Genomic DNA, 15,561 nt, shown 5'->3' on the forward strand with positions numbered 1-15,561 from the left:
TCATAGCTTACTTCAAAATCAGGTTGTAGATGACCTGAGCCGCTTCTGCACGGGAAGCAATCCCTTGAGGTACAAACTGCCCCTGTCTTTGTCCTTGAACCAGACCCAATCGGGCTGCATCTTGTACCGAAGCAGTGGCCCATGAAGAAACCTGATTCATGTCGGTAAACAAGATGTCTGTAGAACCAACAGGCATTTTTCCAACATTCAGTTCATATGCCTTCATCAGCATCACCGTGATCTCCTCACGGGTAATCTGAGCGTCCGGCTCAAACCTGACTTCGCTTCTACCGTTTACAATACCAGCTTGGGTAGCAATTGAGATGGGTTCCTTGTACCAGGCATCTGTCGCCACATCTGTAAAGTACACTTCCCCTGCTATGGTCAGTCCCAGGGAATGAACGAGCATGGCGGTGAATTCGGCGCGGGTGATTGCACGTCCTGGCTCAAATTGATCCTCGTTTGTGCCATCAACAAACAGCTTAGCCGCTAATTCCTTGATGACAGAGCTGGCCCAATGATTGGCCGGAACATCAGCAAACGTCCGATTCAGTTCCAGAACAGCATACTTGCTGAAGTGGCTCACTTTAGTCGTTAATACACCATTCGTATAATCCGATTTTAGAAATTCAAGTTTTCCATTTTCGTTGATATAATAAATTCCTCCCTGCGTAGGCTCGAAGCCTTCAGCTGCTCCCAGACTCAGCGTAATTGGATGATCAAACGCAGAGAGTGTTTCGGTTGTACCTGATTTTGTTGTAGCTGAAAGGCTGAATTCATAGATTTCTCCCTTAAGGGAAACCGGTGCCCGGGAAGATGCATCCACTTCAGCGATGACCTCCTTGGCCTTGCTGTCAAGCGGAATCATTTTCAGGGAAAGCGTACTATCTTCCTGTTGCCCCGCTGGTAGTTTGCTCAGTAGCTGCTGGAACAAACTCGCAGGGATTTGCAGAGTTAGCTTGCCTGATTTCACTTCCAATGTATGGTTGCCGAGCTGACGTAAGACAGCCGATGACAGTTGCAGCTCCTGAGTACCCGCTTGGATGTCCACAACGGCTTTCCCTGCCCCACTGTCCCCTTTCAGCATATCGGCTGTAATGACGAGTTTTACTGTATCGTTCTCCGGAGTCGCGCTGTTGCCGGAGTTTCCGCTAGTATTATTGGTATTTCCATTGTTGCCAGAATTGCCTGAATTACCTGGGTTACCTGGGTTACCTGGGTTACCTGGATTGCCTGGGTTGCCTGGGTTACCTGGATTGCCTGGGTTGCCTGGGTTTCCCGGATTTTCCGGGGTGACTGGTTTCTCGGTCAATTTAACCAACTTCGATTCAGCCGGTCCCAGCGAGATGGACCATGAACCCGTAGCTGACGAAGATTCACCTGTCCACAAGTCTTTTAACGTGTAGGATTTGGAATCATTCAACCCGGCACGACCCAACAAAATCGTTTTGTTCGCTGAATTATTGGCGCTGTAATTAAATACGGCAAGGTAATAATCATTGCCGTCCTTCAGAACAAACGTATCTGCGGCGTTTGCATTCGTATTCCCTTCAAGCGGCTTGAATACTTTTCCTTTCAGCGCCACCTGGAGAACATCCGTGTTATTGTACAATGCCGTCATGTACTCCTGTGCCTTGGGATCATTCACATCATCGGAATCCAGCATCACCGTACCGGCAATCACACCGGAATTCACCCGGCTACGGGCTTCCTCCAGACTTGATGCACTGCTTAATGCCAGATGATCAGGGTCTGTATAGGAATAGATCGTCCCATTTTGCCAGAAGCCATATGTCAATGAATTAAGCATGTACTCTGTCTCATTGATTTTGCCATAGGTGTCACAGGAGATCCGTCTGCTGTGCGCGTACTGACTTGGAAAGATCGGTGCAATGGACGCACTAATAAACATTTTTCCGTCCAATCGCTCTTCGACGTAACGCATTCCTTCATTGTATGCCTGGATTCCTGTCGTCACGTTAGTGTCATAGTGTTGGCCTTCCAGTGAGCCATGGGTCAGGAAATCCAGTTTGATGAATGTGAATCCAAGTGTTTTGAACTTATCCAGAAAATAATTCATGCGCATTTGACTCCCCGGATGTGTCACATCCAGTGCATATGCCCCATCCAGCGTAGGCAGAGGTTTCCCCTTAGCATCCTTGAGTACAATATCACCATACGTATATTTCCCGTTGGTACCATCTACCGTTTGGCTCATATCGTTGCCCCAGTATACAAATGGTCCCCAATAGATGCCCGCATGCTGACCATTGTCCTTAATTACAGATACGGCTTGGGCAAGCTCTGCATCACTCAGATTATCCCAGTAGGAATCCATATTAATGAATACATTGCCGTTATTATTGAACTTCTTCAGGCTGTTCTTAAAATAATTGGACACATCTACTACATTCTGATACGAAAGGCTGCTGTCATAAGCGCCCCAACTATTCCATCCAACCGGAACACCTTGCGGCAATTCCGGATTCAAGGCCAGAGGAGGCGTGATGATCGCATTCGCTTTACCGTATTCTTCAAGTCCTGTACGATAATCACTGAAAGCACCTACCATAATCAGTGGTGAAGACAGTTCAGTACCGGTCAGGCTGCCATGGGACTGGGTATCGCGGGTAACATCACTCGCTGCACCACCATACACAGCGAATTCATTCAGACGATTAGCAGAACCTTTCCAATCAATACCCGTCTTCCATGTGTCATGGGTTACTGAACCGATCACCAGACCGTTACGAGTCGAGTTATTGAATACCGTCGTCATTTCGTAACTGGTATCCGCCCGGTTCATCGTTTGAGATTTGTAGCGAATCCAGGCATCATTGTCAAAAGGTACTGTCAGTACTCGATTATCTGAGCTGACGCCAATATCTACACCGCCCGTATTTTTCACCGTAATTGGTGACATATAATTGCTCTGGATCTCCGTGTCACTGAGGGCATCCAGACGGTTGAGGAAATACGACTTATCTTCATAAAACCGATAGACCTGCTTCAGCGTTGGTTTGCCAGTGGAAGTATGAACAAAAGTCAGCTCAACGCCTTTGCCGAATCCATCCTCAATCTCCACTGGTGCTCCACCGCTCGCATGATTCTCATACCCTTTGGTTTCCACAAGGCTCTCACCAAGTTTAATGCTACTAAAGATGCCCCGCATCTTCTGTCCATCTGCCCAGCTGTAACCGGCAAATCCGGTTTGGGTGTTATAAGACACTTCGTATTGTTCGTTCGACACCAAGAGGCCATAGGTATAATCGGTTACCGTGATATCCCCGTAACGTTGCGAGTCACCCGGTGTTCCGAGATCATCATCTCCTTCACCCGGATTTTCAGGTTCTGTCTCTATCGCAGGCTCTACGATAATCCGGTCCAGATCGGGAGAATAGCCATTGTTATCTGAAAAAGTAATCGTATTCTCGCCCTCAGTTAAGGGGAGTGTAAGGTCATAAGTACCTACCGTATCCCAATCCGTTGTTTTGGGCAGGTCATGGAATTGCTCTTCTCCACTATTTGCGTGGACATAGAAGCTCCGAGGATCACCGGAAAAATAAGCTACCTTAACGCGGTAATCCCCTGTCATCGGGGCTATAATCGTATTGAACGTCAAGGAGCTCCCGCCATTCAAATAGCCAACCTTTTTGCCACCTGAAGCATTGGAACTGTCCATTACACGCGCTTCACCAGTCAGCGTATTGTCCGAATCTTCGGCTTCATAGCTGATTGTATACGGGATTACTTCAATTCGGTCAAAATCGGGGGAGTACCCATCATGATCCGAAAATGTGATGGTATTAACACCCTTATGAAGGGAAGCTTCCACATCATACATGCCTACTGTATTCCAGCTTGCTGTTTTGGGCAGATCAATCATCTCAGCCGTGTCATTGTTCACCTGCATATAGACTGGTCGCTGATCACCAGAAATATATGATATTCGGATCAAATATGTACCCTCTGCCGGTACAGTGACGTTCGTAAATTGCAGTGAACTGTTTTTGTTCAAATCGGTTACTTTCTTCCCACCTGAACTAACGCTGCTGTCTACCACCTTGGCATTGCCTTTCAAAATATTATCAGCTGCTTCTGCCTCAATGATTACACCATGCTGATTTTTCTTCCAGTCGTCTCCGCCTCCTTCTCCCGGTTGACCTCTGTCCAAACCGCGAATCACAATCTTGTCGATGTCGGGAGAATACCAGTTGTTGTCATCGATCAGAATGGTATTGGTACCCGCGTTCAACGGAAGGGTCACATCAACCATTCCCACCGTATCCCAATCGACTGTCTTGGGCGGTTCTTCAAATTGCTTCTCCCCGCCGTTCGCGCTAATATTGAATGGCCGCGAATCACCTGAAATGTAATAAACGGAGATCTTATAATTTCCTGCCTCACTTACAGTAACATTGTTAAATTGCAAGGAACTGCCTTGGTACATGCCTCCGACCTTCTTGCCGCCCGAAGCCGTCGGGCTATCAGTGATTGTCGCATTGCCGAGCAAAATATTCCCCTCGGCCTCAGCTTCATAGGTATTCGTATCATCGGCGTGAGCCGTTCGAGCGAACTGGCCCCCGCTAACTACCAAGCAAATAATGATAAAGAATACAAATCCTTTTTTCATAATTTGTCCCAACATAACATGCCTCCATTTTCTTTTGGTTGAGTTAGGTCTCCATATGCCTATTCCTGTAGTGGTTCACAGCTATCATCTGTAATCGCTTTCATAAAGAGCTGCCAAATCCCCTCTCTCCTCCTTCCTTTCCTATATGCCTAATTGTAAAAAGGAGGAGGGGGATGTTCCATACCACAATGTTATTATTCATACAGGAAAGCCTCTTTCATTTGCCCTATCATAGGTTAGTAAGAGGGAGCCTACCCAAATCATGTTCAGGAAAAATCGGAGGATCATTATCTTTACCTGACAGCCTGCATCATCATATACTTTTCCTGTATTCGTTAGGTGTTACACCTTGTGTCTTTAGGAATAGAGAAATAAAATAGGACGTACTCTCATAGCCCACATTCTGCGCGATATCATGAATCTTGAGCGAGCCATCTGCCAGCAGCTCCCTGGCTTTATCCAGTCTGATACGTGTCAGATAATCGTGGATTGTCATCCCTGTTTTTTCCTTAAAAATGGATCTCAAATAGTTTGGTGACAAGTATACCTGATCAGACAGACTGTTGATGGTAATCGGCTGATTGTAATTCTGGTCGATGAGGGTGCGGACCTTGTGAATCAGTTTGGCATTTTTGTCCATAAACCGCTCACCCAGCATGCTCACGGCATCTTCCGCAGTACCGAGAATCAGATCCTCGATCTCATGCAGAGTCAGCGCATTATAGATGGAATGATACAGCTCCGCCCGCTTCGGAACAGGCTTATGAAGCTGCTCCAGCAGCTCATTAACGAGATCTATAGACCAGTCGCAGATGATTTTTTTCTTGACTCGCAGTGTCGCCAATCCCTCAATATACCCGTGCAGCTTCTGCGCGGCCCATTCAAAATCCAGGCGGTTAATGGCCTCAAACCATTCCTTTTGTTCAAATGGGGGCATATGCTCCGTATAAAACTGATTCGAAAGCGTCTCCGCATGAATAATCGTACCTGTACCTTCATAGAAACGCTCGTTCAAAACGATACGCGTCTGTTCGTACAGACAGTGAATATGGGATAACTCGGCTTCTTGTCCCCCTACAGCTGCCGTCACCGTAAAGTCCAGGGCACTACGGATAGCCTCAGCCAAGTCTTCCCACGCGTAGTGTCCCGGCTGCTGGGCCGCTTCCATAAATACACCGGTCTCCCCTTCCTTGTAATCCACAAAGGTCGCTCTCAGGTTCTTCGCCATGAAGAAATGATCAAGAAAAGACACCAGCCGAGCTGTGCAATCCTCCAGACTTTGCTGTTCCCCTTCGGCCTCCTTGGGATCGATACTGAACAAGGCCATTGCATATCGGGTGGTTTCCGGCTGACGAGTTAGACGGCTGAAACCAAGCGCGAGATCGATAGCCCGATCCGCATCTTTTTCGTAAGATAACTCCTTCAGGATGTTGGCTTTGGCCGCCTCCAAGGAACGGTTTTTAATTACAACTTCCTCACAACGCTGTTTCACTTTGTTGATAACGCTTTCAATTTCATTTAGATCGAGCGGCTTTAGCATATATCCCACAGCTCCTACGTTAATAGCCGATTTTACATATTGAAATTCATCGTGTCCGGTCAGAAACATCACCTGGATCGAGTCAAAGCTCTCTTGTATCTTTCTCGCCAGATCAATACCGTTCATCATCGGCATCTGTACATCCGTAAGGACGATATCAGGCTGGGTGGCCTCGATCTTCTCCAAGGCCTCCCTGCCGTTGGTCGCTGTTCCCATAATATAGATACCCATCTCTTCCCAGCGGATATAATCCCTCATCATCTCAAGTTCCAGTTCTTCATCGTCCACCAAAAAAATACTATACATCAACGTCCCCTCCCTTTTGTCTCTTTCTGTCTCTATTATATGTTTTTCCCCCCGTGGGACCATGGTCCGTATAAATGAAAGTTATTTTCAAGTATAGATCGTTATTTTACCAACTCCAGCTCGCTATTGAAATAGTAACTTTCACCTGCTTCTGCATGAAGGATCGTTCTCTGTTTGCCCCAACAAATCGTGAACGTTCCCGGTGAGAAAGTGTGAATGGTCGTAGATATCAGCTTTCCATTGTCCCAGACAGCGTCTACCTCTGCATTTCCTTTCGCTCTCAGCCCCGTTATCGAGCCTGTGCTCCAAGCCAGCGGGAGCGCTGGCAACAGATGAATCTCGCCTGCATAACTTTGCAGCAGCATCTCCGCAATGACAGCTGTACCGCCGAAATTCCCATCAACGACAAAGATATTGCTCTCTGCTCCGGCAATGCCTGATTTGGAATAGGTAAACAGATTGTCGAAGCACAAGCCGCCAATCAAGTGTGAAAGCTGTTTATAGGCCATCTGCCCATCATGCAGCCTTGCAAAACCCAGGCCAAACAGGGCAGCTGTAAACTCGACATCCTCCAGCTCTTCCTGAAGCATGCGGTTCTCCAGAGTTACACGCGCTGCCGCACTGAGTTCCGGTGTCCGGTCTGGTGTAATCTGACTGTCTGGATACAGAGCGTACATATGGGATAAATGTCGATGCTCCGGCTGTACCTCCTCGTAATCCTCCAGCCATTCCTGAAGCTGGCCTTTCTTACCGATCTGTAGAGGTGGCAGCTTGCTGATGGCTTCCTCCAGCTCCCTTCCCCAATCCTCATTTCTATCCAGAAGCCTTGCTGAAGTGAGGCAGAATTCAAAGAGCCGGCGCACCAGTATCTGGTCCATTGTCGTACCCATGGACAGCTGCTGGGCACCCTCTCTCGAATGACCAGGATAGAAATGATTCTCCGGCGAATTGGAGGGACCCGTCACCAGCCAACCGTTCCGAGGATGCTCACACATGTAGTCCAGATAGAATTTCGCGGATTCTTTAAGTACAGGATAGGCCACATTCTCAAGGAAAACATGATCCTGACTGTACTCATAATGCTCAATCAGGTGTGTAGCCAGCCATAATCCGCCTGTAACATTCAGCCCCCAGGAAGTCTCCCATCCAGGCAACGTAAAGCCCCATACATTGGAGAAGACGTGCGCGACCCATCCGTCGCATCCATATAAATTACGTGCCGTTTCCCTGCCGGCTTGTGCCAGATCCTCAACATACCGAAGTAACGGAAAATGGCTCTCCCCCAGATTCGTAATCTCTGTGGGGTAATAATTCATCTGAGTATTCACATCAAGATGATAATCACAACTCCAGCCCATTCGGCACGCTTCACCGTCATTCCAGATTCCCTGGAGATGCAGTGGCAGCGGAGAGTTCTCGCGAGAGCCCGCAATAGTCAGATACCGTCCATATTGAAGAAACAAGGCGAATAACTGTGGATCTTCATCCCCGCCACCCTGTTCCAACAAATGAATGCGCTGATCTGTAGTCAGATCGGATTTCCCTTTGGCCCCTAACTGAATATCTACCTTGTCATATTGCTCGCTGTAGTCTTGGATATGATCCTCTCTCAGCAAGGCATACCCCTTGTTTAAAGCCTTCATCAGCGTATCCTCGTTCTCCGTTACCCAATCCTGATCTGTACGTCGATAATCTGTACTTACACTGAAATAAATCCATGCCTCATCCGCTTCGGTCACGGTCAATCGACCCTCTCCACTGGCGATGGTCCCCCCGGAAACAACCATCTTCACCAACCCCTTGGCCCATACGCCGCAAGTCCCATCACTATGTACATTTTCCGTCGCCTGACCTTGGAATTCGAGCGTGTTGTCATTTAAGGCGACAACCTTGAATGATTCCGTGCCTCCTTCCAAACCAAGCGTGAAGGACATGCTACCTGGCGTATCGCTCCACATTCTGGAGGCCACTATATCATCAGTGTGGGAAGCAAAAACTTCACGAAGAGTCGTGGTCTCGTCATCCTTCCAGAACGCCCCGGCAAGCGCTTGGGTCAGATCCAGCTCTCGTTGAAAGCTACCGCCCTCATCAGAACCCAAATCCTTCTTCTCAAATTCAATAACAACATCACATAATCCAAGATTAGTACCGAAATTACGCTTCGTTGGCTGTAAATGCTGCTTGGCAAGACGATCTCCTCCAGCATAATCGCCAGCGAAGAAATAACCGCGCATCTCTTCCAGAGCAGCCTTGCCTCCTCCGGAAGGGTGCTCCGGGTCAATCTGACCCGACCAATAGGTGACCTCGCTCATTTTCCATACCTCACGATGCGATGACGCCATAACAACTGCCCCTATTCTTCCATTGCCCAGCGGCAAGCCTTGAGACCAATCCGCTGCAGGGGTTGAATACCACAAAGTAAAATCGTTCATATCATATCCTCCAGTCCAAAATGATTATCTTACAAATAGACTCATATGCGGTCCAGTTCATTTCCAAAACAGACAAACGCGCGATCTGTGAGATACAAAGCGCGCGTTTGACTTGTTTTTATTCTAAAACCGAATCACAGCTCTGAATTGCCAATTCGCCCCAGATCAGTTTCACTTCACAGTCAATCTGAAGACTTTGGATTCTGCGGGTTCCAGTGAGACTGCAAGCTCTCCAGACGTTTCCCCTTGGGAGCCTTCCCACAGATCTTGTAAGCTGTATACGGCATTGGCGTTTAGTCCGGCCCGCTCCAGCGAGACAGACTTCACCGCAGCTTGGGCAGCATCAAAGTTGAAGACAGCCAGATAAAAGCTCTTCTCTTCCGGCGATTCAAGGACAAACACGTCAGAAGACAGCTTCCCAAGATCGCCTTCGACTGGACGGAAGGTTCTACCCATACGAGCGACATTCAGAATATCCTTGTTACCAAGCCACGCTCTTGCTCGTTCAGCAGCATCCTCTTTGCGGAAGTCGTCCCCGAGAAGAAGCACCGTACCGGCAATAACTGAAGCGGTCAGGCGGCTGCGCCCTTCATGCCAGCCGGTGGCTTCCTGGTTAAAGCTCTTGTACAACACGGAATGGTCAGGATCATTGTAGCGATACAGCGTATTGCTCATCCACCAGCCGTGTGTCAGCGAGTTCAGCAGATATTCCGTATCCGCAAGTGTACCGAAGACATCACAGGAAATACGGCGGCTGTGGGCAAAAGCATATGGAAATAATGGCGCGATGGACAAGTTAATGAAAAACGGCCGACCGATTACTTCTGGCGAAAGCTTATGCTGTAAATAAGACATGCCATAGTGATAAGCCGCGATCCCTGTTGTAATATCCGGATTGTGGTGCTGTCCTTCCAGTGAGCCATGCGCCAAGAAATCCAGTTTGATATATTCGAAACCTTCCGAGATGAATTTGTCCGTGAACCAGTCGATTCTTTGCAGGTTGCCAGGATGTGTCGGGTCAATGGCCAGACCGCCGTCCACATCCGGCAGGATCTCGCCCTCACTGTCACGAAGCAGAATGTCTCCATAGGTATATTTTCCGTTCGTTCCTTCGACTGCCTGACCGAACTGATCAGGTCCACCCCAGAAGGCAAATGGAGTCCAGTACGTGCCCGCTCGATGTCCGTTTTGCCGCACCCGCTCCAGTGCATTCTTCATTTCTTCCGGTGTAAAATTGTCCCAGAACGCATCAAAATTGATGTATAACGTATCCTCATTCTGGAATCCAAGCGGCTGCACTTCATTTTTCAGAAAATCGCTGGTCGCTGTATACAGATCATAGTCCAAATCACTCATGGCCGCAGACCAGCTGTTCCATCCGATCGGCACACCGCCCTCCCAAGGCAATTGAGCCTCAATCCAGGTATTGGCCTGACCGTAGGCTTCGAGACCTTCACGGTAATCCTCATAGAAACCGATGAAAACGAAGGGAGATTCCACTCTTCTGCCTTTCACATAACCGTGAGGCTGGGAATCGCGAGTCAATTCACTCACAGCACCGCCGTACAGATCAATTGCCTCGATACGTCCACTTTGTTCGCTTTGCATACAAATCCCTGTTTTCCATACTTTATGCGTAAGGGAACCCATCACGATTCCCCGACGGCTGTCGGGCGCAAACAAGGCTGTTGCCTCGTAGCTCTCTACATCCAGCGGTGGCTTGACCACCGTATATCTGACCCATTTATCGTTATCAAACGGTACACGCAAAATGCTCGGTTCATCCTGGCCGGATTCTCCACCGAGGGATACGGCTTTGGACTGAATGACAGCCATGCGGTTCGCCTTAAGCTCTTCATCGCTGACAATAGCGGTTTGCACCAATACAAACGGTGAGGATTCGTACATATAGAAATGTTGCTCCAGTTGCGGCAGTATCGATGTTTTATGCAGAACGACCAAGTGGATACCTTTTCCAAAACCCTCCCGAACAATTGCATCCTGTGTCGTCAGTTCATGGCTCTGATAATGGTCCGTGCTGTATTCACGTCCCTGCCAGCGAAAAGCGCTGCGAATGCCCTTCACATGGGATGAATTGCTGGCAATGCAGGCTGCTTCCCCGTTACCCAGATCAATCTCCAGGCTTAGGTGTCCGTTCGTCGCGCGGATATAGGTGTCACTCTGTTGCTGCACTTGTACAGATGTATCGCTAGTTAGCATCATATGCCTCCTTATTGTTGCATGCTGTAACTTGTAGTGGGCCCATGCTCATGCGATGTGATGGCGGGTTACCACATGTCAAATGTCCGCCCACCCAAGTCTGCCCTCATTATAGGGACAGAATAGAGCGTTTTCCATGCAACGATCTTCCGATCCATATCGCGATTTAACACATCTTCATCCTACTGTTTTATAACTCCTCGTCAGACGTAATGTCGTACGTCTGTCCGGCAGAAGTCAGGAAACTTACGGTATTCGCATCATTACGTAGAGTCTCAATCACGACGCCGTCCAAGGTTACGAGAATCCGGGAATTACACCGGAGCACACAGTCTGTGCCTTGCAGAGAAGTGATCTTCGCTTCCGCAAGCTGCCCCTTGTCCCACCGGATGTCTACTTCAAATCCACCGCGTGCACGAAGTCCTTCCACACTTCCCTGCTGCCATGCATCCGGCAATGCGGGAAGCAGCTCCAAATATGGACGATGCGATTGCAGAAGCATCTCGGCAATGCCCGCAGATGCTGCAAAGTTGCCATCAATCTGAAATGGCGGATGTGCACCGAGCAGATTGGCATAAACGCCGCCGTGGTTGTACTGTTCCGAACTTCCATCCTTGACCAATCGAAGCATGTTGGAGAGCAGACGCAAGGATCGATTGCCATCCCGGAAGCGGCTCCACAGAGCTACTCTCCAGCCCAGGCTCCAGCCTGTGCTCTCGTCTCCGCGACGTTCCAGTGAGGTCCTGGCAGCAGCAAACAGCTCTGGTGTCTCCTCTTCGGACAACTGTCTTCCTGGATACACGCCTACCAGATGCGAGGTATGCCGATGGTACGTATCCTCGTCCTCGAAGTCCTTCGACCACTCCTGCAATTGGCCGTATTTGCCGACCTGAAGTGGCAATAGCCGCTCGCGAGTATGCTTCAGCTCTTCCCTGAAATCCTGATCCATTCCAAGCAGCTCGGAGGATTCGATGCAGTTCGTGAACAACTCCCAGATCAGCGAGATGTCCATGGTAGAGCCCGGACTTACCGCAGCTACACCTTCTACTGTCCTGAATTTATGCTCCGGCGAAGTGGACGGCGAAGTCACAAGGCTGCCGCTACCATCCTCAATAAGCCAGTCCAGCGCGAAGAGGGCTGCCTCCTTCATCACAGGATAGGCGGAATCCCGCAAATATGCTTCATCTCCGCTAAAGGCATAGTGCTCCCACAAATGCTGGGTCAGCCAGATGCCTCCCATCGGCCAATACGCCCAGCTTGGATCGCCGTCTCCATAATCGCCAACCGGTGCAGTCTGTCCCCACAGATCCGTATTGTGATGGGCTGTCCAGCCGCGTGTGCCATAGTTGACCCGAGCTGTCTCGGCTCCGTTTTTCGCCAAATTGCCTATCATGTCCAACAGCGGCTCGTGGCATTCTGCCAAATTGCAAATTTCAGCTGGCCAATAGTTCATTTCGGTATTGATGTTCAGCGTGTAATTGCTGCTCCAAGGAGGACGGGTTAACACATTCCATATCCCCTGGAGATTCGCGGCCTGCGTTCCAGGACGTGAGCTAGAGATGAGCAAATAGCGTCCATAATGAAAGAGCAGTTCCACAAGCCCTTGATCTTCTGCCCCAAAAGTCGTAATTCGCTGCTCAGTGGACATTTGCTCCGAAGCAGGCGATTGTCCAAGGTGAAGTTTGACCCGATCGAACAGCAATCGATAATCCGCAATATGGGAGTCACGGAGTCCGATGTATGATTTGTTTGCTGCCTTTTTCAGTATGGAGCCAGCAATCAGGGAGGCATCTTTCCCTTCAATTCCCGGAATTTTGTGAATCCCATTAAAGCTAGTAGCCGCACTGAAATAAAAGGTTGCCGTCGTTGCACCCAACACATGAATTCCGCTGCCATCCACCGTTACCTGTCCATCCTCTGCCGTTACGGCTAACTGTCCTTCAAAAGTCATGCCCTTGTTATCGCCGGGTTCACCATATCGGATAGGATCATTGCTTGTCACATAGCTGGGGTCTACATGCTCCGGAGCTGTTCCTGCCAGAACAACTCTTTCTTCCTGCACTGAAATTGTGTGACGAAGCGGACTGTCCAGCGTGGCATGCACATTCAGCGCTCCCGCAACACTAGCGGTAAGATGCAGCACGAGCACTTGATCGGGATGAGAAGCAAACATTTCACGGGTATACCGCACATTGCCAACCTGATATTCAAGGCTGTGCAGTGCATGTTCCACATCCAGCGAACGTTTGTAGGAATGATGGATACCCCCATGGTCAAAACGGAGGAGCAAATCCCCAAAAGGAAGATACGATTGGGTGTACGGTCCCAGCATTCCTTTCGTTAAGGCATCCGCCTCCGTATAACGGCCCTCTTGTATCAGCTTGCGGACCTGAGGCAGAATATCCTTAGCGCCAGGGTTATTGCTTTCCTTTGGATATCCAGACCATAAGGTGTCCTCGTTCAGGCTGACTTTCTCCAGCTCCACTCCGCCGAATATCATGCCGCCCAGACGGCCGTTTCCGATGGGAAGCCCTTCTGTCCATACGTCTGCCGGTGTATCATATTGTAATTTCATGTTCTCTCTCCCTCCCAATGACTCATTCAAAAATTAATCAGACACCTTTACTGCACTACTGATCGTATTGTCCGCTATGTCTACCTCACTGCATGCGATTAAATGGGTTACCTCTTCTATGCGGGGTAATTCCCCCACTTCGTGCATGGATAGAATTTCATTCGACTTAAAGATTAGCCCGCCAGTACATTTGGCGCTTAGAACCGGTATATCGCAGTCGGTTTCAAACTGATTGTTCCGAACAGTGACTTGTCGGTGAACTGGAGCGCTCGCATCCACGTCCACGTTCTCCGGGGAAATGAAGATCACAGGATGTTCCCCGCTGCCACACTCGACAAAACGGTTACCCGTAATAGTCACATCGTCCACCCGTCCAGACTCATACCAGGATTCAGCGTCTACGGCGATGAGAATGGCATTCATGTGAATCCGTTCAAAGGTATTGCCGACAATAGCGACTTTGCGCCGCGTCGTCACAAGGATGCCGCGCGTGGGCACCCGGGCAAAGTGATTATTTATAATGTCGACTTCAGGCGTCCACGTCACATTCTCGATCACATCATGCCTGCCAATGCCATCCGGCACCGGATGGACTAGCGTCAACAGCAGCTCACGCGGATTCAGCCTCACGACGTCAAGCACTTCATTAGCTCCATAGGTAGTAAGGGAACCGGAACGAACAAATTCAATTTTGTCTCCTGGATAAAACCCTGGAAGTCCATATGTTTGAGGATGCATAAAGCGAACCTTCACGGAATTCTCGGCTGTCTGTTCTATGATTCGCAGGTAGGTGCCATGAACATTGACAGGATCATCATGCGAACCGGAAAAACGGCTCTCTTCTACCTTCACCTTGCCCCGGCAGCTGGACATATGGATAAAATCCGCAAAACCAGCAACGGTTCTTCCCGTTTCCGAACGTGGAGACAGGTCCAACCTGCGGAAGGTGAGATTTTCGCTGAATTGACCTACAATACCAAGTCCATGCAGAAAATGCAGGCCGACATCAGTAAAAGTAACATTCGAACTTTGAGTAATAAATACACCTACCTGATCCCTAATGCCATCGCGGTTCTGCAAGACATGACCCGGAACCACCATCGGTTGATGATCGAAATGAAGACGTACCTTCATCGGTTCGAGCTCTTCGACAGACTTGGCCTTTTCCAACCAGTTGTCCATTCTCCAGGTCGTATTCCGCACCGGGTCAAAGGTCTGCATGGGGCCTTCTGTGAAGCTCCAGCCCTCTCCGACCCAGGTCAGTCTACCATCCTGAATTTCATAGCGAGAATGGGGATGAACCTCGGTATCGAAGAAATCGTTGCCACATCCAACAATCTTCATCTCGGTTACCGTTGGTCGGTCATAATCGGTATGTAGATTACGTATCAACACATGTGAACAGCCGTCTAACAGGAACATGGTCTGCTTGCCATGAAAAATAAACAGGGAGCCGTTGCCCTCTATTGTGAACTGATCCAGATCCTTCAGCAAAATACCAATAGTCCTCGTTATATCAGCGTTTTCTTCCTCACTGGCTGTATTCGAAATATAATAGGGCGCTCGAATCGCCTCTTTCGGGTAGAAATGATACGTACCTTTCGCACATTCCAGCACAACGGGACCAGCAATTTGGGCCGCAGCCTGAATCGCACGGGCCATGGCCGGCTGGGTATCCAGCCCCGAGTCTGGCTGGGTGCCGTAGTCGGTCAATCTAACAATGGTGGAATTCACAGTTGTGCCATGTTCAGTAGAATGAATAAGTATCCCGCCCTTCTTTTTTGTTTCTCCGTTATTAAAACTGGGATTCTCCTTAAATACAAGGAAATCAGGTGCCGGCTCTATCATAAGCACC

The 15,561-nt window shown here is 49.1% G+C and carries 6 protein-coding genes; all 6 read right to left on the reverse strand.

The genetic code is table 11. The annotated features are described in order from the left end of the window. Positions 1-7: 7 nt before the first annotated feature. The 6 genes from Q0V21_RS13680 to Q0V21_RS13705 all read right to left on the reverse strand — a co-directional run bounded on the left by Q0V21_RS13680 (position 8) and on the right by Q0V21_RS13705 (position 15,554). Positions 8-4,648, reverse strand: coding sequence for an S-layer homology domain-containing protein (locus Q0V21_RS13680; RefSeq protein WP_301879359.1), 4,641 nt, complete (start codon positions 4,646-4,648; stop codon positions 8-10). Positions 4,649-4,946: 298 nt separating this feature from the next. After that, a complete protein-coding gene (locus Q0V21_RS13685) occupies positions 4,947-6,479 on the reverse strand; it encodes a response regulator (RefSeq protein ID WP_301879360.1) in 1,533 nt (510 codons plus the stop codon). 101 nt (positions 6,480-6,580) lie between these two features. Beyond that, positions 6,581-8,911, reverse strand: coding sequence for a glycoside hydrolase family 95 protein (locus Q0V21_RS13690; protein WP_301879362.1), 2,331 nt, complete (start codon positions 8,909-8,911; stop codon positions 6,581-6,583). 171 nt (positions 8,912-9,082) lie between these two features. Beyond that, complete coding sequence (locus Q0V21_RS13695) at positions 9,083-11,134, reverse strand: alpha-galactosidase (protein WP_301879364.1); 2,052 nt, start codon at positions 11,132-11,134, stop codon at positions 9,083-9,085. A 187-nt stretch (positions 11,135-11,321) separates the two neighbouring features. Next, complete coding sequence (locus tag Q0V21_RS13700; RefSeq protein ID WP_301879365.1) at positions 11,322-13,706, reverse strand: glycoside hydrolase family 95 protein; 2,385 nt, start codon at positions 13,704-13,706, stop codon at positions 11,322-11,324. A 33-nt stretch (positions 13,707-13,739) separates the two neighbouring features. Continuing rightward, positions 13,740-15,554, reverse strand: coding sequence for an alpha-1,3-galactosidase-related protein (locus tag Q0V21_RS13705; RefSeq protein ID WP_301879367.1), 1,815 nt, complete (start codon positions 15,552-15,554; stop codon positions 13,740-13,742). Positions 15,555-15,561 lie beyond the last annotated feature (7 nt).

This window comes from Paenibacillus sp. 11B (assembly GCF_030487755.1).
Taxonomy (GTDB): Bacteria; Bacillota; Bacilli; order Paenibacillales; family Paenibacillaceae; genus Paenibacillus; species Paenibacillus vandeheii.